At 70.7% G+C, this 18,780-nt stretch carries 18 protein-coding genes and 1 pseudogene; 6 read left to right on the plus strand and 13 right to left on the minus strand.

The window, feature by feature from the left end; all coding sequences use genetic code 11:
- Positions 1-101 precede the first annotated feature (101 nt).
- Together AB5J53_RS11110 and AB5J53_RS11115 are read left to right on the plus strand one after the other, a co-directional pair.
- The gene (locus tag AB5J53_RS11110; RefSeq protein WP_369252165.1) at positions 102-830 is read left to right on the plus strand and encodes a 3-keto-5-aminohexanoate cleavage protein; all 729 of its coding nucleotides are present in this window, start codon (positions 102-104) and stop codon (positions 828-830) included.
- Positions 831-956: 126 nt separating this feature from the next.
- Positions 957-2,024, plus strand: a complete 1,068-nt coding sequence (locus AB5J53_RS11115; protein ID WP_369245461.1) for an RNA ligase (ATP) — start codon at positions 957-959, stop codon at positions 2,022-2,024.
- 120 nt (positions 2,025-2,144) lie between these two features.
- On the opposite strand, the gene soxR is transcribed toward AB5J53_RS11115, so the two are convergent.
- The gene (gene soxR, locus AB5J53_RS11120; RefSeq protein ID WP_369245462.1) at positions 2,145-2,654 is read right to left on the minus strand and encodes a redox-sensitive transcriptional activator SoxR; all 510 of its coding nucleotides are present in this window, start codon (positions 2,652-2,654) and stop codon (positions 2,145-2,147) included.
- A 107-nt stretch (positions 2,655-2,761) separates the two neighbouring features.
- On the opposite strand from soxR, the gene AB5J53_RS11125 reads away from it, so the two are divergent.
- Positions 2,762-3,223: a MaoC family dehydratase gene (locus AB5J53_RS11125; RefSeq protein WP_369245463.1), complete on the plus strand. Its 462-nt coding sequence runs from the start codon at positions 2,762-2,764 to the stop codon at positions 3,221-3,223.
- A gap of 108 nt (positions 3,224-3,331) precedes the next feature.
- On the opposite strand, the gene AB5J53_RS11130 is transcribed toward AB5J53_RS11125, so the two are convergent.
- From AB5J53_RS11130 to AB5J53_RS11140, 3 genes and pseudogenes are all read right to left on the minus strand, one after another.
- Positions 3,332-3,958, minus strand: a complete 627-nt coding sequence (locus AB5J53_RS11130) for a TetR/AcrR family transcriptional regulator (protein ID WP_369245464.1) — start codon at positions 3,956-3,958, stop codon at positions 3,332-3,334.
- A gap of 86 nt (positions 3,959-4,044) precedes the next feature.
- Positions 4,045-4,251: pseudogene (locus AB5J53_RS11135) on the minus strand (YiaA/YiaB family inner membrane protein); the annotation flags it as partial.
- A gap of 102 nt (positions 4,252-4,353) precedes the next feature.
- Positions 4,354-5,505: an acyl-CoA dehydrogenase family protein gene (locus tag AB5J53_RS11140; RefSeq protein ID WP_369245465.1), complete on the minus strand. Its 1,152-nt coding sequence runs from the start codon at positions 5,503-5,505 to the stop codon at positions 4,354-4,356.
- Between the two features lie 111 nt (positions 5,506-5,616).
- On the opposite strand from AB5J53_RS11140, the gene AB5J53_RS11145 reads away from it, so the two are divergent.
- From AB5J53_RS11145 to AB5J53_RS11155, 3 genes are all read left to right on the plus strand, one after another.
- Positions 5,617-6,258, plus strand: a complete 642-nt coding sequence (locus AB5J53_RS11145) for a TetR/AcrR family transcriptional regulator (RefSeq protein ID WP_369245466.1) — start codon at positions 5,617-5,619, stop codon at positions 6,256-6,258.
- Between the two features lie 92 nt (positions 6,259-6,350).
- Positions 6,351-7,076, plus strand: a complete 726-nt coding sequence (locus tag AB5J53_RS11150; protein ID WP_369245467.1) for an ArsR/SmtB family transcription factor — start codon at positions 6,351-6,353, stop codon at positions 7,074-7,076.
- Between the two features lie 127 nt (positions 7,077-7,203).
- Positions 7,204-8,175, plus strand: coding sequence for a DMT family transporter (locus tag AB5J53_RS11155; RefSeq protein WP_369245468.1), 972 nt, complete (start codon positions 7,204-7,206; stop codon positions 8,173-8,175).
- Between the two features lie 22 nt (positions 8,176-8,197).
- Here the strand turns inward: AB5J53_RS11155 and AB5J53_RS11160 are convergent, their stop codons facing one another.
- The 9 genes from AB5J53_RS11160 to AB5J53_RS11200 all read right to left on the minus strand — a co-directional run bounded on the left by AB5J53_RS11160 (position 8,198) and on the right by AB5J53_RS11200 (position 18,774).
- Positions 8,198-9,532, minus strand: a complete 1,335-nt coding sequence (locus AB5J53_RS11160; protein ID WP_369245469.1) for an MFS transporter — start codon at positions 9,530-9,532, stop codon at positions 8,198-8,200.
- Between the two features lie 193 nt (positions 9,533-9,725).
- Complete coding sequence (locus tag AB5J53_RS11165) at positions 9,726-10,808, minus strand: zinc-binding dehydrogenase (RefSeq protein ID WP_369245470.1); 1,083 nt, start codon at positions 10,806-10,808, stop codon at positions 9,726-9,728.
- Positions 10,809-10,824: 16 nt separating this feature from the next.
- Entirely contained in the window at positions 10,825-12,213 is a 1,389-nt protein-coding gene (locus AB5J53_RS11170) for an aldehyde dehydrogenase family protein (RefSeq protein WP_369245471.1), read from the minus strand.
- Between the two features lie 127 nt (positions 12,214-12,340).
- Positions 12,341-12,796, minus strand: coding sequence for a DUF3574 domain-containing protein (locus tag AB5J53_RS11175; RefSeq protein WP_369245472.1), 456 nt, complete (start codon positions 12,794-12,796; stop codon positions 12,341-12,343).
- Between the two features lie 20 nt (positions 12,797-12,816).
- Positions 12,817-14,160, minus strand: coding sequence for an ABC transporter ATP-binding protein (locus tag AB5J53_RS11180; protein ID WP_369245473.1), 1,344 nt, complete (start codon positions 14,158-14,160; stop codon positions 12,817-12,819).
- A gap of 274 nt (positions 14,161-14,434) precedes the next feature.
- Positions 14,435-15,199, minus strand: coding sequence for a class F sortase (locus AB5J53_RS11185; RefSeq protein ID WP_369245474.1), 765 nt, complete (start codon positions 15,197-15,199; stop codon positions 14,435-14,437).
- On the minus strand, positions 15,186-15,848 hold the full coding sequence (locus AB5J53_RS11190) for a hypothetical protein (RefSeq protein ID WP_369245475.1): 663 nt from the start codon (positions 15,846-15,848) through the stop codon (positions 15,186-15,188). The genes AB5J53_RS11185 and AB5J53_RS11190 overlap by 14 nt, the downstream gene beginning before the upstream one ends.
- A gap of 102 nt (positions 15,849-15,950) precedes the next feature.
- Positions 15,951-17,180 (minus strand): MFS transporter, encoded by a 1,230-nt coding sequence (locus AB5J53_RS11195; RefSeq protein WP_369245476.1) that lies wholly within the window; start codon positions 17,178-17,180, stop codon positions 15,951-15,953.
- Between the two features lie 172 nt (positions 17,181-17,352).
- Positions 17,353-18,774, minus strand: coding sequence for a CitMHS family transporter (locus tag AB5J53_RS11200; protein WP_369245477.1), 1,422 nt, complete (start codon positions 18,772-18,774; stop codon positions 17,353-17,355).
- Between the last annotated feature and the right edge of the window lie 6 nt (positions 18,775-18,780).

Raw genomic sequence — 18,780 nt, forward strand, 5'->3', positions numbered from 1 at the left:
TCCGCCGCGGGTGGTTCGTGGCTGGGCGCGCAGTTCCCCGCGCCCCTGTCAGGGCGCTGCACACACCGGCGGTGTCAGTCGTGACTGGCACTATCGAGAGCATGGTGCAGGTCTGTGTGAACGGAGCCCGCGGGTCGGCGGACGGCGCGGTCGTGCCGATGTCGCCCGAAGCGATGGCCCAGTCAGCGGCCGAGGCCGTCTCGGCCGGAGCGTCGGACATCCATGTCCATCCCAAATCCCCCTGTGGACAGGACACATTGTCGCCGAAGGCGGTCGCGGCGACGCTCGAAGCGATACGGGCGCGGGTGAGCGTCCCCGTCGGCGTGACCACCGGCGCGTGGGCCGAGCCGGATCCCGCGGCCCGCGTGGAGCGCGTGCGTTCCTGGACCGTCCTGCCCGACCACGCCTCGGTCAACTGGCATGAGCCGGGCGCCGAGGAGGTGGCGGCGGCGCTCCTCGACCGCGGCATCGGCGTGGAGGCGGGCATCTGGTCCGGCACGGAGGGCGCCGCACGCTTCGCGGCGTCGCCGCTCGCGCCCCGGGTGCTGCGAGTGCTGGCCGAGGTCATGGACACCACCCCTCAGACGGCCCAGGAGTCGGCCCGAGCCCTCCTCGCCGGCCTCGGCACACACCACGCCCGCCCTGTCCTGCTGCACGGCCTGGAGGGCGGCACCTGGCCGGTGCTGCGCCTCGCGGGGCGGCTGGGGCTCGCCACCCGGATCGGCCTGGAGGACACCTTGGTCCTGCCGGACGGGGAGCGGGCGATGTCCAACGGTCAGTTGGTGGCGGAGGGGTTGGTTCAGTACGAGGCTGCCCAGCGCCTGTCGTAGGCGAGCTCGCGGACTTCGGCGCGGGCGGCCCGACGCTACCAGCCGCAAATCCGCTCGCTCCAGTGCTTTCCCCTCCGGACAGTTGGGGGCGATGAAACCCGGCTGAGGAACCCGAGGAGTCCCGACATGTCGACGCTGCGCGTCACCGCCGAAGTGCTGAGCATCCATGAGCATCCGAACGCCGACGCGCTCGAATTGGCCCAGGTGGGCCTGTATCGAGCCGTCGTCGCCAAGGGCGCTTACCGCACCGGCGAGCGCGCTCTCTACATCCCGGAGCAGTCCGTGCTCCCGGCCGACCTGATCGAGGAGCTGGGGCTGACCGGGCGGCTGGCGGGAAGCAAGGCGGACCGGGTCAGGGCCGTACGGCTGCGCGGTGAGCTGTCGCAGGGAATCGTCTGCCGCCCGAAGGCACTGGCGGACGTCGACCTGGCGAAGGCCGCCGAGGACGGAACGGACTTCGCCGAGGCGCTCGGCATCGTCAAGTGGGTGCCGCCGATCCCGCCCACAATGAACGGCGAGGTCGAGTCCGCGCCCGATCTGCTGCCCTGGGTCGACATCGAGAACATTCAGCGGTATCCGGACATCTTCACCCCTGGCGAGCCCGTCGTCCTCACCGAGAAGCTGCACGGTTCGGCCTGCCTGCTGACATACGTCGCCGACGAGGGCCGCGTGCACGTCTCGTCGAAGGGCTTCGGCGCCAAGTCCCTGGCGCTCAAGGAGGATCCGCGCAATCTGTACTGGCGCGCCGTCCACGGCCATGGGGTCGCGGACGCCGCGGCCCGGCTCGCCGGACGGCTGGGCGCGCGCCGGGTCGGAATCTTCGGCGAGGTCTACGGGGCGGGCGTACAGGACCTGTCGTACGGCGCCGACGGACGCCGCGAGACGATCGGTTACGTCGTGTTCGACGTGTCCGCGGAGATCGACGGCGAGGTCCGCTGGCTGGACGCGGCGGCACTGCTGGACGGCGAACTCCCGCTGGTGCCACGGCTGTACGAGGGCCCGTACGACATCGAGCGCGTCCTGGAGGTCGCCTCGGGCCGGGAGACCGTGTCCGGGCGCGAGCTGCATCTGCGTGAGGGCGTCGTGATCCGCCCTGCCACCGAGCGGTACAGCCCGGTGACGGGCGGCCGGGCGATAGCGAAGGCGGTCAGCCCGGCGTATCTGACGCGGAAGGGCGGCACCGAGTACGAGTAGGGGGCGGGCGTACGGAGCCTTCGGGGTTCCGTACGCGCGCCGTCACCGTGTCACCGTGCGGACCTCCTAGGAGGCACGTGGGCGATCCTGAGGTGGCTGCTCCCGCCCATGCGGTCGCGGTCAGCGGCAGTCCTCGGGCTCCCGCTGCCGCTTCTGTGGTTTCCGCTGCGCGCCGTCGCGTTCCACCATGAGCCGGGAGCCGGTCCGGCGCTCGCCGAAGACGTCGTCCGGGTTGGAGAGCACGCAGTTCTCCAGTGACAGACAGCCGCATCCGATGCAGTCCGTGAGGTGGTCCCGCAGTCGGCTCAGCTGTGTGATCCGCTCGTCGAGTTCGGAGCGCCAGGCCTCCGAGAGCCGGGCCCAGTCCTCCCGCGTCGGAGTGCGCTCCTCCGGAAGTTCGGCGAGGGCCTCGCGGATGGTGGCGAGCGGGATGCCGACGCGTTGCGCGGCGCGCACGAAGGCGACGCGGCGCAGCGCGTCCCGGTGGTAGCGGCGCTGGTTTCCCGTGGTGCGGCGGCTGCTGATCAGGCCCTTTGACTCGTAGAAATGCAGGGCGGAGACGGCGGCGCCGCTGCGGGCCGACAGCTGGCCGACCGTGAGTTCATGGATCTTCTCGGGAATCTGGGGCACCCCTCGAACCTAACCCACCTCGGCACCCCCGCGGTGCGTTGACAGGAGGCCCTCACCCGACCATGCTAAGCAGTCGCTTAGACATTGCGACGCGGGAGGCCAGGGACATGGCAGAGCCGAGGATCTTCACGTCCGCCGACGAACTGAAGGCGGCGGTGGGCGAACAGTTGGGTCACAGTGACTGGCTGGAGATCGACCAGAAGCGGATCGACCTGTTCGCGGACGCAACAGGCGACCACCAGTGGATCCACGTGGACCCCGAGAAGGCGGCCGCGGGCCCATTCGGTACGACCATCGCGCACGGCTACCTCACGCTGTCGCTGCTGCCCGCGCTGGTGCCGCAGGTGATGCGCGTCGAGGGCATGAAGATGGGCGTCAACTACGGCTCGAACAAGGTGCGGTTCCCCGCCCCGGTGCCGGTGGGGTCCCGCCTGCGCGCGACCGCGGTCCTCACGGAGGTCACCGAGGCCGGGGGTGGCGTCCAGGTCACGGCCGCGGTGACCGTGGAGCGCGAAGGTGGGGACAAGCCGGTGTGCGTGGCCGAGTCGGTGTCTCGGTACTACTTCTGAGTGCACCGAACTACTTCTGAGTGCGCCGACGAAAGCCTCGGGCCGTCCGTTTTCCGCGGGTCGCCTGTGGCTGGGCGCGCAGTTCCCCGCGCCCCTACCGGGGCGCGGTCACTCCTTGGCCCCGACCATCCGCAGGACGAGGTCGGCATAGAGCGCGCCGACCTCGTCCGGGGTCCGGGGGCCGTTGACGTTGAACCAGCGGGCCACGTCGATGCACAGGGAGAGGATGGCGAGCGTGGTGCCGGGGATGTCCGGGACGTCGAAGTCGCCGGCGGCCACGCCCTCCTCGATGATGCCGCGCACCTCGGCGTCGACCTGGCGGCGCAGGGCGATGATCTCGGCGCGGGCGTCCGGGCCGAGCGAGTCCAGTTCGTACTGCACGACCCGTGCGGTGGTGCGACCCCCCGCGTGCCAGCGCACGAAGGAGCTCACGGCGTCGGCCAGGCGCTCGGTCGCGCCGCCCTCGCCCTGGGCGGCCGTCCGCAGGATGTCGAGGGCCTTCTCGTGGCCGATCCTGCTGATGCGGTGGAGCAGCTCTTCCTTGGTCTTGTAGTGGATGTAGAGCGCGGCCGGGCTCATGCCCGCGCGGCCCGCGATGTCCCGGGTCGTCGTCGCGTGGTACCCGCGCTCGGCGAAGGCCTCCACGGCGGCGACGAGCAGCCGTCGGGCCGCGTCCGGGGTGACCTCGGCCCACGGCTGCATCTCCGCGCCGGCCGTCTCCTCCGCCGTACTCATCGCTGTCCGCCCCTTCTCCACTGCCAGGGTGAACACCATACCCCCGAACCTGAGCGAGCGCTTAGTGTCCCCGCTCAGCGCACCGCCTCCTGGCGGTCCCGGATCACCTTGGCCAGCGTGAAGGACGAGGTCACCAGATAGAGGACGGCGACGCCCAGGAAGGAGCGCACCCAGGCGTCGGCCTCCAGTTTGAAGATGCCGACGGCGGTCGCGACGATGGCGACGGAGAACGAGGCGACCGCCTGGCCGTAGAAGGCCGCGGTCGACTGCTGCTTGACCGGTGTCCCATTCATGTTCATGCGGACCAGGGTCGGACGATGCGGCCGCCACCACATCCGCTCGGATACTCAGCCCACGTACTCAGAACATCGAGAGCGCTGTTCCGATTGCTAGGCTCAGAAGGCCGAGACTCCCGTCAGCGCCCGCCCGATGACCAGTTTCTGGATCTGGCTCGTGCCCTCGTAGAGGGTCATCACGCGGGCGTCGCGCAGCAGCTTCCCCGCCGGGTATTCGTCGATGTAGCCGTAGCCGCCGAAGACCTGGAGGGCGTTGTTCGCGGCGCGGACGGCGGCCTCGGAGGCGAAGAGCTTGGCCTTCGAGGACTCGGTGGCGAACGGCAGCCCGCGGTCGATGAGATCGGCGACCCGCCAGGTCAGCAGGCGAGCCGCGTCCACGTCGACGGCTATGTCACTGAGCAGTTCCTGCACGAGCTGGTGATGGGCGATGGTCTTTCCGAACTGCTCGCGCTCGGTCGCGTACGTCACCGCCGCGTCCAGTGCCGCCTGGGCGATCCCGACGCAGCCCGCGGCCACGGACATCCGCCCCTTGGCGAGCGCGGACATGGCGACGGTGAACCCCTTGCCCTCGGGCGCCATCATGGTGCTGGCGGGCACGCGCACGTCCTGGAGGACCAGCTCGGCGGTGGCCTGACCGCGCAGACCGAGCTTGCCGTGGATGGTGCGGCGGGTCAGACCGGGCGTGTCGGTCGGTACGAGGAAGGCGGAGACGCCCTGGTGGCCGGGCGCGTCCGTGGACCGGGCGAAGAGCAGCACGACGTCGGCCCAGGTGCCGTTCGTGATGAACATCTTGGTGCCGTTGATGACGTAGTCGTCGCCGTCGCGCACGGCCTTCGTCGACAGATTGCCCGCGTCCGAGCCGGTGCCGGGTTCGGTGAGCCCGAAGCAGCCGGTGTACTCACCGGAGGTCAGCCCCGGCAGCCACCGCCGCTTCTGCTCTTCGCTCCCCCAGTACGCGATCGACTTGGCGACCAGGCCCAGCGAGACGGAGACGATTCCGCGCACCGAGGAGTCACCGCGGCCCAGTTCCTCCGTGACGAGGCAGTACGCGAGGTGGTCGCCGCCGCTGCCGCCGTACTCCTCGTCGATGGTGAGCCCGAGGAACCCGACCTCGCCGAGCTTCTTCACGATGGACCGGTCGACCTCTTCGGCGCGGTCCCACTCGATGACGTGGGGGGCGATCTCGCGGTCCACGAAGTCCTTGGCGAGTTGCCGGACGGCGGTCTGCTCCTCGCTGAGCTCCAGGTTCATGCCGAGTCACCCCACAGATAGACGGACAGCGGCCTTCGAAAGCCGTCCATTGAAAACCGTACATTTAAATTAGCACTGCTAGTTTCTGTATGCAGCCCTACTATGTGCGCCATGGCCCGACCGCGCAAGCCCCTCCTCAGCACCGACCGCATCGTCCAGACGGCACGGGCCCTGGTGGACGCCGAGGGCCTGGCGGCCGTCTCGACGCGCAGGCTCGCGGCCGAGCTGGGGGTGAGCGGGCCGTCCCTCTACAACCACTTCCGCACCAAGGACCAGATCCTGGAGGCGGTCGCGGACTCGGTGAGCGCTCAGGTCGATCTGTCGATGTTCGAGGACGGCCGTGAGTGGCGTACGGCCCTGCACGACTGGGCCGTCTCCTACCGGGCGGCGCTGCGCGACCACCCGAACATCGTCCCGGTCCTCGCCCGCGGGCCCGGCCGCCGACCCGCCGGGCTGCGCCTTGCCGACGCGGTGTTCGGGGCGATGGTCGATGCGGGGTGGCCGGCGGCTCAGGCCACGTCGATCGGGGCGCTGATGCGGTACTTCATCATGGGGTCCGCGCTCGGCTCGTTCGCCGGCGGCTTCGTCGACGACGCGACCGCGTACGATCCGGCCGACTATCCCCACCTCGGACAGGCCCATCTCCTTGCCGAGCAGCAGGAGAAGATCGACGAGCGGGCGTTCGAGACGGGGCTCAGCGCGCTGCTGGACGGGCTGACGCTGCAGTACGAGCGGGTGACTCGGGGGGACTGAGGGTTTTTCGCCTCCGCTGCCCCTACCCGTTCCCGTCACTCGTGGGCTCCACCCCCACGACCTTTCGGTCGCCACCGAAGCGTTCATGTCGCATGCTGGGGAGCATGACGAGGCCGAAGGATCCGGTAGGCCCAGGGCTCGCGGCGTTGGCCGGGCTGATGGCGGACGAGACGCGGGCCGGGTTTCTGCTGGCGCTGCTCGACGGGCGAGCGTGGACGGCGGGTGAACTGGCGCGGTACGCCGGAGTCGCGCCTTCCACCGCCAGCGAGCACCTCGGCAAGCTCGTGACCGGCGGCCTCCTCACCGAGGAACGACAGGGCCGCCACCGCTACGTACGGCTGGCCGACGCCCGCGTCGCCCAACTCGTCGAGGATCTCGCCGCCCACGTGAGACCACATGCGGCCGAACGCCCCCGCACCCTGCGGGAGTCCAGCGCGGGCTCGGCGATGGCCCGCGGTCGCACCTGTTACGACCACCTCGCCGGACGGCTCGGCATCGCCCTCACCGACGCCCTGACCGGGCGCGGACTGCTCCGCCAGGACACGGGGTTCGCGCTCACGGACGCCGGATTGCGGTGGTTCGACACCGCGGGCATCAGCCTCGACCGCACCGGCCGCCGCCCCCTCACCCGCGCCTGCCTCGACTGGACCGAGCGTCGCCCCCACCTCGCGGGCACCGCCGGCGCGGCGCTGTGCCGTCACGCCCTGGACGCGCACTGGTGCGTACGCATCGGGTCGGAACGGGCGGTCAAGGTGACCTCCGAAGGCGAACGCGCCTTCGCGGAGCTCCTCGGGATCGAGCCGACGACGCTCCACTGATCAGGCGAAAACCCCTTACTCATGCGTCTCATGACGAGTGAAGGCGCCCCACCTGTGCCTACGCGCCGCACCACCGCGTCCGAAATCCGCCAGCCCCCACCCCGCACCCCCACCTAGCCTCAGGAGCATGATGACCAAGACCCGACCAGCCCCGCACCCCCGCCGCGCGGAACTGCTCGCCGCCGGCGCGGCGACCGTCACCGTCGTGCTGTGGGCCTCGGCCTTCGTGTCGATCCGGAGCGCGGGCGCCGCGTACTCGCCGGGCGCGCTGGCGCTGGGGCGGCTGCTGGCGGGAGCCGTCGCGCTCGGGGCCGTCTGCCTCGTGCGCAGGGAGGGTTGGCCTCCGCGCGCGGCCTGGCGCGGGATCGCCATATCCGGGCTGCTGTGGTTCGGCTTCTACATGGTCGTCCTCAACTGGGGCGAGCAGCAGGTGGACGCCGGCACGGCGGCACTGGTGGTGAACATCGGTCCGATCCTGATCGCCCTGCTCGGCTCCCGACTGCTCGGTGACGCGATGCCGCCGCGGCTGCTGGCGGGCATGGCGGTGTCGTTCGCCGGTGCGGTCGCCGTGGGGCTGTCGATGTCCGGCGAGGGCGGTTCCTCGGTCCTCGGGGTCGTCCTGTGTCTGCTCGCCGCCATGGGCTACGCGGCCGGTGTCGTCGCGCAGAAGCCGGCGCTCGGCCGGGCGAGCGCGCTCCAGGTCACGACGTTCGGCTGCCTGGTGGGAGCGGTCGCGTGCTTGCCCTTCGCCGGGCAGCTCGTCCAGGACGCGGCCGACGCGCCGGCTTCGGCCACGCTCAATATGGTCTACCTGGGCGTCTTCCCGACCGCTCTGGCCTTCACGACCTGGGCGTACGCCCTCGCCCGTACGACCGCGAGCCGCATGGGCGCGACCACGTACGCGGTGCCCGCCCTCGTGGTGCTGATGTCCTGGCTGTTCCTCGACGAGGTCCCGGGGCTGCTCACCCTGGCGGGCGGTGCGCTGTGCCTGGCGGGTGTGGCGGTGTCCCGTTCCCGTCCGCGCGCCGGGAGGGCCACGGCTCCGGAGCGCACTCCGCAGCCGCGGCCCGAGCCCGAGCCCGAGCGGGAACAAGCCTGATTCCAGGTTCCCTTCCCCTGCGTCAGTGCTCCTGCGCCGCCCGGCCCGCGAGGATCCTGATCGAGACGAGGGCGATCACCGCGAGCCCGATGATGTACGCGGACACGGCCATCGACGTGCCGGTCGCCTCGAGGAGCAGCACCATCACGAAGGGGGCGAGTCCGCCGCCGAACACGGCCGCGATCTGGTAGCCGAGCGAGGCGCCCGTGTACCGCATCTCGGGCGTGAACAGCTCGGCGAACAGGGCGGCTTGAGGCCCGTACATGATGCTGAGGAAGCAACTGGCGACGAATGTGCCGACGGCCAGCCACACCAGCGAACCGGTGTCGATGAGCAGGAACATCGGCACGGCCCACAGCGCGATGCCGGCCGCCCCGAGCGCGTAGATCCTGATGCGCCCGATGCGGTCGGAGAGCGCGGCGGACGCGGGGATCAGCACCAGCTGGGTGAGGCTGACGCAGAGCGAGACGGTGAGCACCGCGCTGCGTTTCATGTCGAGTTCGCGGGTGGTGTAGTCGAGGACGCCCGTGATGAGGATGTAGAAGGTCGCGGTGTTCACGGCGAAGGAGCCGCCCGCGAGGAACACCGTGCCGAGGTGCCCGCGCAGGATCGTGCGCAGCGGAGAGCTCCGGGATCCCTTCTCCTCGGCCGCCAACGCCGCCTCCGCCGCCCGGAATTCGGGCGTTTCCTCGACGCGGGTGTGGATGTACCAGGCGAGCCCGAGCACGAGCAGGCCGACCAGGAAGGGCAGTCGCCAGCCCCACGCCGCGAACGCGCTCTCACTGGTGGTCGCCCCGGCGACGAGGAAGACGGTGTTGGCCGTCACCACGCCGATGGGAACGCCGAGTTGGACGAAGCTGCCGTACACGCCCCGCTTGCCCTCGGGGGCGTACTCGGTGGCGAGCAGCATGGCGCCGCCCCATTGCGCGCCGACGGCGATGCCCTGCACGACGCGCAGGGCGACGAGCAGGATCGGGGCGGCGATGCCGATGGTGTCGTACGTGGGGAGCAGGCCTATGCCGGTGGTGGCCAGGCCCATCAGGGTCAGGGCGAGCACCAGCATGGGTTTGCGGCCGTGCTTGTCGCCGAGCTGCCCCGCGATGACTCCGCCGAGCGGACGGGCCAGGAAGCCGACGGCGAAGGTCGCGAAGGAGGCGAGGACTCCCGCGGACGAACTGCCCGCCGGGAAGTAGAGGTCGCCGAGCACCAGGGCGGCGGCGATACCGAAGACGAAGTAGTCGTACCACTCGACGGCCGAGGCGAGCGCGGCCGCGGTGGCCACCTTGCGTCGGTTGCGTACAGCGGGGGAAGTGGCGGACCGAGGGTGAGCGGATGCTGCGGAAGGTGCCGTGTTCATGCGTGCACACTCCGGTGGGTGCGGGGACGGAACTGGGGGGTGGCCGCGGTTCCGGGGAACATACTGACCGGACGGTACGGGGGTCAACGGGTCGTACAGCAGCAGTTTTTACCTGCACATGGCAACCATGGGTGACCGTGGGCACGCCGAAGACCCCGGGCGCCTCGGCGGCCGGGGTACCGGACAGAACCGACTAGAAGACGACCAGGGCGCGCCCGCCCTTGCCCGCGATCATGTTGTCGAAGGCCGCCGGAATGCCCTCGAGGGCGATCCGGTCGGTGACCAGGCTGCCGAGGTCGAGGCGGCCGGCGCGGACGTGCTCCGCCAGCACCGGCAGATCCCGCGCCGGGTCGGAGTTGCCGTACACGCAGCCCGAGAGCGTCCTGCCCCAGTGGAAGATCTCCAGCGCGTTGAAGGTGACCTGCTGGTCCTTGCCGCCGATGCCGACGACCGTGGTGCGGCCGCCGCGCCGGGTGGAGTCCCAGGCGGTGCGGATGGTCACGGCGCGGCCCACGCACTCGACGGCCACGTCGACGCCCTGCTTGCCGGTGAGGGCGCGGATCTCGCGTGCGGTGTTGTCGGAGGCGACGACATAGTCCGTCGCGCCCGCCTCGCGCGCCAGGGACTCCTTCTCGGGCGAGACGTCGACCGCGACGATCTTCGAAGCGCCCGCGATCCGGGCGGCCCGGAGAGCCGCGAGCCCCACCCCGCCGACCCCGAACACCGCGACGGTCTCGCCCTGCCGGACCTTGGCGGAGTGGTGGACGGCGCCGTATCCGGTGAGGACGGCACAGCCGAGGAGGGCGGCGTCGGCGAGGGGTACGCCGTCCGGTACGGGCAGGACGCATCCGGCGGCCACGACGGTCTCCTCCGCGAACGCGGCGACGTTCAGGCCGGGGTGGAGGTCACTCCCATCGGAGGCGCGATGCGCGTACACCTCCCCGGCGCCGGTCAGCGCGTTGGCGCACAGCCAGACCTCGCCGAGCGAGCAGGCGTGACAACTTCCGCAGGACGGCGCCCAGTTGAGGACGACACCGTCGCCGGGAACGACGTGCGTGACACCCTCGCCGACGGCCACGACGGTGCCGGCGCCCTCGTGGCCGAGGACGGCGGGGACGGGCACCCTCATGGTGCCGTCGGACAGGGAGAGGTCGGAGTGGCAGACCCCGGCGGCGGCGAGCCGCACGCGGACCTGGCCGGGGCCGGGGTCCGGCAGGTCGATCTCGGCGATCTCCAACGGAGCGCCCACGGCGGGAAGTACGGCAGCGCGAACCACGTGAATGCTCCTGGGCCTAGAACTGAAGGGACTTGGTCTGGAGGTACTCGGACAGCCCGTGCGAACCCAGCTCGCGCCCGACCCCCGACTGCTTGTAACCCCCGAACGGGGCAAGGGGGTTGAACCGTCCGCCGTTGATGTCGACCTGCCCGGTGTCGAGCCGCCGCGCGAAGGCGACCGCCTCGGCCTCGTCGTCCCCCCACACCGCGCCCGCGAGCCCGTACACCGTGCCGTTGGCGATCCGGACGGCGTCCTCCTCGTCCTCGTACCGGATGATCGACAACACCGGTCCGAAGATCTCCTCCTGAGCGATCGTCACGTCGGGTGTGACGTCGGCGAAGACGGTCGGGCTGACGAAGTACCCCTGATCGCGGGGAGATTCGGGGCCACCCGCGACGAGCCGGGCGCCCTCCGCGACGCCCTTCTCGATATAACTCCGCACCCGTGCCTGCTGCTTGGCGCTGACGACCGGGCCGATGCGATCGCCGTACTTCGCCGCAGCCGCCGCGGCCAGCTCGACCGCCTCGTCGTACCGCGCGGTGTGCACCAGCATGCGGGTCCAGGCGCTGCATGTCTGGCCGGAGTTGGACATCACGTTGGCGACGCCGACGTTGACGGCCTTGGCCAGGTCGGCGCTCGGCAGGATGACGTTGGCGGACTTGCCGCCGAGTTCGAGGGCGACCCGCTTGACCGCGGCGCCGGCCGTCGCGCCGATCCGCTTGCCGACCGCCGTGGAGCCGGTGAAGGAGACCAGATCCACGTCCGGGTGTTCGGCGAGGGCCTGACCGGCGACCGGACCGAGGCCGGTGACGAGGTTGAAGACACCGGCCGGGACACCCGCCTCGGCCACGGCCTCCGCGAAGAGCTGGGCGGTGAGCGGGGTGTCCTCGGCGGGCTTCAGGACGACCGTGCAGCCCGCGGCGAGCGCCGGGGCAACCTTGGCGACGATCTGGTGCAGCGGGTAGTTCCAGGGTGTGATGGCGCCGACGACACCTACAGGCTCCTGGTAGACGGTCGAGTTCCCGACCTTCTCCTCGAAGGGGTACGTCGCCGCCAGTTCGGCGTACGAGCCCGCCACCGCGATCGGCACGCCCGCGTGCACCGTCTGCGAGAACGGCAGCGGCGAACCGAGCTCGGCGGTGACGGTCTCGGCGATCTCGTCCTTGCGGGCGACGAGCACGTCACGCAGGGCGGTGAGCTTCGCGGCCCGTTCGGCGGGCGGGGTCGCGGCCCACCCGGGGAAGGCGGCGCGTGCGGCCCGTACGGCGGTGTCGACGTCCTCGGGGGTGCCCGCCGGGACCCGGCCGATCACCTGCTCGTCGACGGGGTTCACGACCTCGATCGTGTCCGCGCCGGCGGCGGGGCGCCAGGCGCCGTCGATGTACATGCCGTCCTGTGCCTTCATCGTGTTCCTCCCGGGCGGGGCCGCGTCGTCCGCACCCTAAACTAGCGATGATAGTTTTCGGGCGCCAGAGGGACCCGGCGGAACCGGGCCGGACCTGGTTCCCAGGGGCATCCTCGGCCCGTGCGGCTCAGAAGTCGACCCTGGTCCGATCGTCCACCCTGGCCACGGATTCCTGGGCGAAGGCCTTCTCGTAGGCGATGCGGATCTCCTCGATCTTCTTGTCGCTCGCGCGTGCCTGGGTCACCGGATACAGCAGGATCAGCGCGTAGGACCGCTCGCGCTCGATCGTGCCGTGCGCGTCCCGCCACTGCCCGCGCCCGTTCTGCACGGTGAGCCCGTTCGGGAAGTCCGGCGTCACCTCCTTGTCGACGAAGGCCATGAACTGCCGGTCGGTGACGGCCGCGCCGCCGTCGGGCCGTTCGGTGCCGAAGAAGAGCCGGCTCTCGATGTACGCCTCACCGCGGACCGGGACTTGAGGGTCGGGGTCGTCGAGGAGGGCGTACGCGGCCGGGGCGCCGACGGCGAGCAGGGCGGTGGCGGTCATGGCGCCCAAACGGGCGCGGGTGCCGCTGTGCGGAGTCATGCGCGCCTGCCTAGCGGAACTCACTCCTCCAGATCCGGCAGCCGCGCCGGAGCCGGGCAGATGCGTTCACCATGCTGGTCGAAGACGAACAGATGGGCGATGTCGACGAGGAGGGGAACCTGCATGCCGTGGCGGAGTTCGATGTCGGGGGTGGTGCGGACGACGAGGTCACCGGGCAGGCGGCCCTCCGGCGGCGCCGGTTCGGGGTAGTCGGATCCCGCATCCGCCGGATGCTCCATGACCACGACCGGTCCGGCCCGCAGCGCCCCGGCGCGCTCCCGCAGCCGGTCCAGGACAGTGCCGTCACGGCGCCGCCGCCGGGCCGGACGGGTCGGGCGCGGCGCCTCCAACTCCGGTACGACGGCGGGCCGCGAGCCGGTGTTGAAGTGGACGAGAACCTCGTGCCCCTGGAACTCCACGTGCTCGACGAGCCCGCTGATCGCCACCTCGCCGGGCCGCGCGGCGGACGGCTTGGCGAGCCGGACCGCCTCGGAGCGCAGCCCGACGATGACCTCGCGGCCCTGCTGCACCCGCAGCAACTGGTGGTCCAGGGAAAGCGGTTCGGGCAGCCGCAGGTACTGCTTGCCGAGGCTGATCGACATGGCTCCGTCGAGCGGCGCCCGGACGAGGCCGCGCAGCAGGTTGATCCGCGGGGTGCCGATGAAGGCGGCGACGAAGACGTTCGCGGGCAGCCCGTAGACCGTGCGGGGCGTGCCCAGCTGCTGCAGGACACCTCCGCGCAGGACCGCGACACGGTCACCGAGCGACATCGCCTCGGCCTGGTCGTGGGTGACATACACCGTCGTCGCGCCCAACTCCCGGGTGAGCTTGGAGATTTCGGCCCGAAGGTGATTGCGGAGCTTGGCGTCGAGGTTGGACAGCGGCTCGTCCATCAGGAAGGCGGAGGGATGGCGCGCGATGGCCCGGCCCATGGCGACACGCTGGCGTTCGCCGCCGGAGAGCTGATTGGGGAAGCGGTCGAGGAGGTCCTGAATGCCGAGCATCCGGGCGGTGGCGTCCACGCGCGGACGCGGATCCTCGCCGGGTGTCTCGATGCGCAGCGGGAAGCCGATGTTGTCGCGGCTGGTCATGCTCGGGTAGAGGGCGAAGTTCTGGAACACCATCGCCATGTCCCGTCCGGACGGCGGCAGATCGTTGGCGTACTCGCCGTCGAGGCGCACCTCGCCCTCGGTGACCTCTTCGAGCCCGGCGATCATTCTCAGCACGGTCGACTTGCCGCAGCCGGACGGCCCGAGCAGCACGAGGAACTCGCCCGGCCGGATGTCGAGCGACAGCCGCTCCACCACGCGGACACCGCGGGTGTACGCCTTGCTGACGTTGTGCAGAGAGATGGCGCGTGTCATGACAGGTGCCCCCGGGGGCTCACGGGACTCTGGTGCTCCGCGGTCGGACGTCCCGTGCGGGTCGTACGGGACGTATGAGTCACGGAAGTTAACGGACCGCGCACGCCCGGGGGAAGACGCGCGGCGGGATCGGACGGTCCGGTTCGACACGGGCGGAAACGGACGATCGCGTACCGGTGGAGCGGAGCATCGCGCACCAGGTGAAGCGGACGATCGGATACCGGGGGACCGACGTCCGGTTTTTTGCGCCGCCGGGCTCGACGCGGTGGGTGCCTCACGTGGTGCGGGCCCGCCCCCGGGTCCCGGTGAGGTGGGCGAACACGACGACGTTGCCGGCGTAGCCCTTCTTGCGGTCGTACACACCACCGCACGTGATCAGACGCAGTTCGGGACGCCCCCTGTCGCCGTACACCTGCTTGTCGGGGAAGTGGGCCTTCTCGTACGTCTTCACGGCGTCCACCGTGTAGACGGCGGTCCGCCCGTCGGCGCGGCGGGCTTCGACGAGCCTGCCGGGTCGGAGTTGGTCGAGCGCGACGAAGATCGCGGGCCCCGTCCTGGTGTCGCGGTGACCGACGGCGACGGCCGTGCCCGACTCGCCCGGCGTCGGCCCGCCCTCGTACCAGCCGACCAGTTTCGGATCATCCACGGGCGGCGCGGTCAGCCGCCGCTCACGATCGAGCCGGAGACCGGCGACCGGGGCCTCCAGACCGAAGTACGGGATGCGGAGCGAGGTCGCCGGGGAGCGCGGGAGCGGCTTGGGCGGGGGTGCGGGCCGCACCGGCCGGGCGGGCGAGAGACGGCGGGGCTTCGCGCCGCGTGCGTCGCCGCCGGGCCGACGGGAGTTCGTCCCGGCGGCGGGTCCGCCCGTCCCGGCGGAGTCGGCGTACTGGGCGCCGGCCGCGACGGGCTCCGCGGGCTCGTCGTCCCCCGCCCACCGGACGCCGCCCACCACCAGACCGACGACGACCACGACGGTCCGCGTCAGGCGATAGGCGCGCGTCCGGTACCAGGGCCTGCGGAAGCGTCTACGCGGCGCCATCGGGGCGGCGGCGCAGCCGGAGGTACACGACTCCCCCCGTCACGACGAGGCCCACGGCCACCGCGCCGGCGACCGGCGCGTAGTCCCGGGGGGCGACACCGCCGCCGCCGGCGGGGGGTCCGCCGTTCGGGCCGCCGTGGCCGCCGCCGTGCCCAGTCTTCGTCGGCGTCGGCGTCGGGGTCGGCGTCGGCGTCGGGGTCGGGGTTACGTTGGTGCAGTCGACCTTGAAGACCTTGTGCTTGCCCGCGCCGCTCTCGCCTGCGAAGGTCCAGGTGAGCTTGTACTGGCCGTTCGGCAGCGAGAGATCATCGGTCCAGCCGTGGCCGGAAGGGGGGATGGTGATGCTGCCCTTGAGCGTGACACCGTCCGCCACAAGGGGTTGTGTCTCGATGGACCAGCTGACGCTCTGCAAGCCGTCGAAGTTGAAGGCGTCGAGGTAGAACTTGCACACCTTCGGGTCGTTGTTCTGAGAGTCCTCAAGTGTGCGGGGGTTGTCCGCCTTGTGGATCTTTACGTCTCCGTTGTCACCGGGAGCTGCGACGGCGGCCGGTGCCCCCAGCAGGGCGGCGCTCGCGACAGTGAGGGCCGCCAGGGTGGCGGCGGCGCCCGTGCGTGCGCCCGCGCGGCGCGAAAGAGACGAGGTGGGCATGCGCAGTCCTCCGAGTCAGATGATTGTCATACGAATCCCGCTGTCATCTGACTGCTTCTCACATCCGCCCCGGCAAGTTCGGCAACAGCGCCCGACATCCCGTCAGATATCGCTCTTGCGGCGCAACGGGACCTCGGCCCGCCGCCCCTCGCCGCGGACCCGGGCAGGCTTCGCCGGCGAGCGCAGCGCGATCCCCGACGACACCAGCAACAACGCGCCGAGCATCACGAACGGCGCGGCCACACCGGCGACTCCGGCAACGAGACCCGCGGCGGCGGGCGCGGCGACCTGTCCGAGCCGGTTGCCGGTGAGGCGCAGGGCGAGGGCCGTCGAACGGGCTTCGTCCGGGGCCGCCTGGACGACCGTCGTCATGGACAGCGGCTGGCCGACACCTAGGCAGAAACCGAGAACGGTGAGCATCAGCGCCAGCGTCCACACCGGTACGGGCAGTGCGATGCCGGCGCAGAGCACGGCCGCCAGCAGGCAGGTGACGGTGAGCAGAAGGGCGCGGCCGAGCATCCGCAGCAGCGGCGTCAGCACCAGACGGCAGGCGATGGTCGCCGCCGCGCGCAGACTCAGCAACAGGCCGATCACGGACGGCGCGATGCCCCGGTGCTCGCCGACCACCGGGAGGTAGGCGGTGAGGATGTCGGTCGCGGACAGCACGGCGAGGCTGACGAAGATGCCCGCGGGCACGCCCCGGGTGCGCAGAATGCGCTGGACGGGGACCCGGTCGCCTTGCGCGGTACGGGACGTGTCGACCACAGGGTGCTCGATGCGCCATAGCGAGGTGAACGCGACCGCCGCGACCGCACCCGCGACGAGCAGCGCGAGCGCGCTGCTGCCCGCCATGTCGGGACCACCGATCAGGGCACCCGCCGCGATCGGGCCGACCAGCTGGCCGAGCGAGGCGCCGATGGTGAAGTGACCGAAGTTGCGGTCCTGTTCGTGCGGCGCGGACTGGCGAGCGACGAGCGACTGGGCGCCGATCACGAAGCAGAGGTGGCCGAGGCCCATCACCCCACTCCAGACAGCCATCCCCCACAGGCCGTCGGCCAGGCCGCTCATCGCGCAGCCACCGGATATGAGGACGACGCCGACGGGCAGCAGAGGTGCGCAGCGCCCGTGATCCGTGCGACGACCCAGCGGTACTGCGGCGAACAGCGGCAGCAGCGCGTACACGCCCGCGATCACACCGACCGCCCGCTCGTCCGCGCCCAGCGCGAGGGCCCGGTAGGAGACGGCGGGCCGGGCCATCGACACCGCCCCTTGCGCGAAGCCGAAGGCGATGACGAGGCGCAGCAGCCAGCCGCGGTTCCGACCGGGCCCCACAGGGATCCTCCATCCGATGAGGACGACAGATGATGGACGACAAGTGACGTACGACAGATATCAGATGACGGATATCGGCTGACAGATAACAGATATCGACATCTGTTATCTGACTTCTGTTATCTGACTTCTGTCAGCTGTCAGCCGATAGTTGTCAGCCGATAGTTGTCGGTCAGATGATGCCGAACAGAATTCCGGCCCCCAACACCACCAGCGACGTGAGCGCCGCCCACTTCACCACGAACCTCGTGTGGTCGCCGAACTCCACCTTCGCCATGCCGACCAGGACGTATACAGCCGGCACCAGCGGGCTCGACATGTGCAGCGGCTGGCCGATGAGCGAGGCCCGGGCGATCTCCAGGGACGAGACGCCGTGCGCCTGACCCGCCTCGGCGAGGACGGGAAGGATGCCGAAGTAGAAGCCGTCGTTCGACATGAAGTACGTGAGCGGGATGCTCAGGACACCGGTGACGAAGGCCATGTGCGGGCCCATGCCGTCCGGGATGTTGGAGACCAGCCACTTGGCCATGTGGTCGACCATGCCGGTGCCCTGCAGGACGCCGGTGAAGACGGCGGCGGCGAAGACCATGCCGGAGACGTTGAGGACGTTCTCGGCGTGGGCGCCGAGGCGGGCCTTCTGCTCTGCCATGTTCGGGAAGTTGACGGTCAAAGCCAGTGCCGCGCCGAGCAGGAAGAGGACCGGGATCGGCAGCCACTCCATGATCATGGCGGTGAGCAGCGTGACCGTGAGCAGCGCGTTGAACCAGTAGAGCTTGGGGCGCAGGGTGGCACGGTTGGGGTCGAGTCCCTGGAAGCCGTCGTCCTCGGAGGAGTCCGCCTCCGGGGCGTCCGCGTCCGTACCGGAGCCCGAACCCCCGGTCGCCACAGCCTTCTTGCCGGCGGAGCCGGACCCCGAGCCGCGCGAGCCGACCAGAACCGTCTCCGCCTCCTGCGGCTCCAGCACCTCGTCCAGCGTCAGCACGCCCAGCCGCTTGCGCTCGCGGCGACCGAGGACGTACGCGAGGGCGAAGACGCCGAGGAGGCCGACGGCGAGTGCGGGGATCATCGGGACGAAGATGTCGCTCGCGTCGAGCTTGAGCGCGGTCGCGGCGCGGGCGGTCGGGCCGCCCCAGGGCAGCGTGTTCATCACGCCGTTGGCCATCGCGGCGACACCGGTCATCACGACCAGGCTCATCTTCAGGCGCTTGTACAGCGGGTACATCGCCGAGACCGTGATCATGAAGGTGGTCGAGCCGTCGCCGTCGAGGGAGACGATCGCGGCGAGGACCGCCGTGCCGACCACGATCCGCAACGGGTCGGCCTTGCAGAACTTGAGAATCCCCCGGACGATCGGGTCGAAGAGACCGACGTCGATCATCACACCGAAGTAGACGATCGCGAACATCAGCATCGCCGCCGTGGGCGCGAGGCTGGTGACGCCGTCGATGACGTAGTCACCGAGCTTGGCGCCCTTTCCGACGAAGACGCAGAAGAGTGCCGGAATCAGCACGAGCGCCGCGATCGGCGACATCTTCTTCAGCATGATCAGGACCAGGAAGGTCGCGATCATGGTGAAGCCGAGGATGGTCAGCATGTGTGG

Source organism: Streptomyces sp. R41, assembly GCF_041053055.1.
Taxonomy (GTDB): Bacteria; Actinomycetota; Actinomycetes; order Streptomycetales; family Streptomycetaceae; genus Streptomyces.

Coding starts and splice junctions, on each gene's coding strand:
- AB5J53_RS11175 (WP_369245472.1), bottom strand. CDS start 12,796: ATGACTCCGCACAGCGGCACCCGCGCCCGTTTGGGCGCCATGACCGCC.
- AB5J53_RS11110 (WP_369252165.1), top strand. CDS start 102: ATGGTGCAGGTCTGTGTGAACGGAGCCCGCGGGTCGGCGGACGGCGCG.
- AB5J53_RS11145 (WP_369245466.1), top strand. CDS start 5,617: ATGGCCCGACCGCGCAAGCCCCTCCTCAGCACCGACCGCATCGTCCAG.
- AB5J53_RS11115 (WP_369245461.1), top strand. CDS start 957: ATGTCGACGCTGCGCGTCACCGCCGAAGTGCTGAGCATCCATGAGCAT.
- AB5J53_RS11190 (WP_369245475.1), bottom strand. CDS start 15,848: ATGCCCACCTCGTCTCTTTCGCGCCGCGCGGGCGCACGCACGGGCGCC.
- AB5J53_RS11160 (WP_369245469.1), bottom strand. CDS start 9,532: ATGAACACGGCACCTTCCGCAGCATCCGCTCACCCTCGGTCCGCCACT.
- AB5J53_RS11170 (WP_369245471.1), bottom strand. CDS start 12,213: ATGAAGGCACAGGACGGCATGTACATCGACGGCGCCTGGCGCCCCGCC.
- AB5J53_RS11155 (WP_369245468.1), top strand. CDS start 7,204: ATGATGACCAAGACCCGACCAGCCCCGCACCCCCGCCGCGCGGAACTG.
- AB5J53_RS11180 (WP_369245473.1), bottom strand. CDS start 14,160: ATGACACGCGCCATCTCTCTGCACAACGTCAGCAAGGCGTACACCCGC.
- AB5J53_RS11185 (WP_369245474.1), bottom strand. CDS start 15,199: ATGGCGCCGCGTAGACGCTTCCGCAGGCCCTGGTACCGGACGCGCGCC.
- AB5J53_RS11125 (WP_369245463.1), top strand. CDS start 2,762: ATGGCAGAGCCGAGGATCTTCACGTCCGCCGACGAACTGAAGGCGGCG.
- AB5J53_RS11130 (WP_369245464.1), bottom strand. CDS start 3,958: ATGAGTACGGCGGAGGAGACGGCCGGCGCGGAGATGCAGCCGTGGGCC.
- AB5J53_RS11200 (WP_369245477.1), bottom strand. CDS start 18,774: ATGCTGACCATCCTCGGCTTCACCATGATCGCGACCTTCCTGGTCCTG.
- AB5J53_RS11150 (WP_369245467.1), top strand. CDS start 6,351: ATGCTGGGGAGCATGACGAGGCCGAAGGATCCGGTAGGCCCAGGGCTC.
- AB5J53_RS11140 (WP_369245465.1), bottom strand. CDS start 5,505: ATGAACCTGGAGCTCAGCGAGGAGCAGACCGCCGTCCGGCAACTCGCC.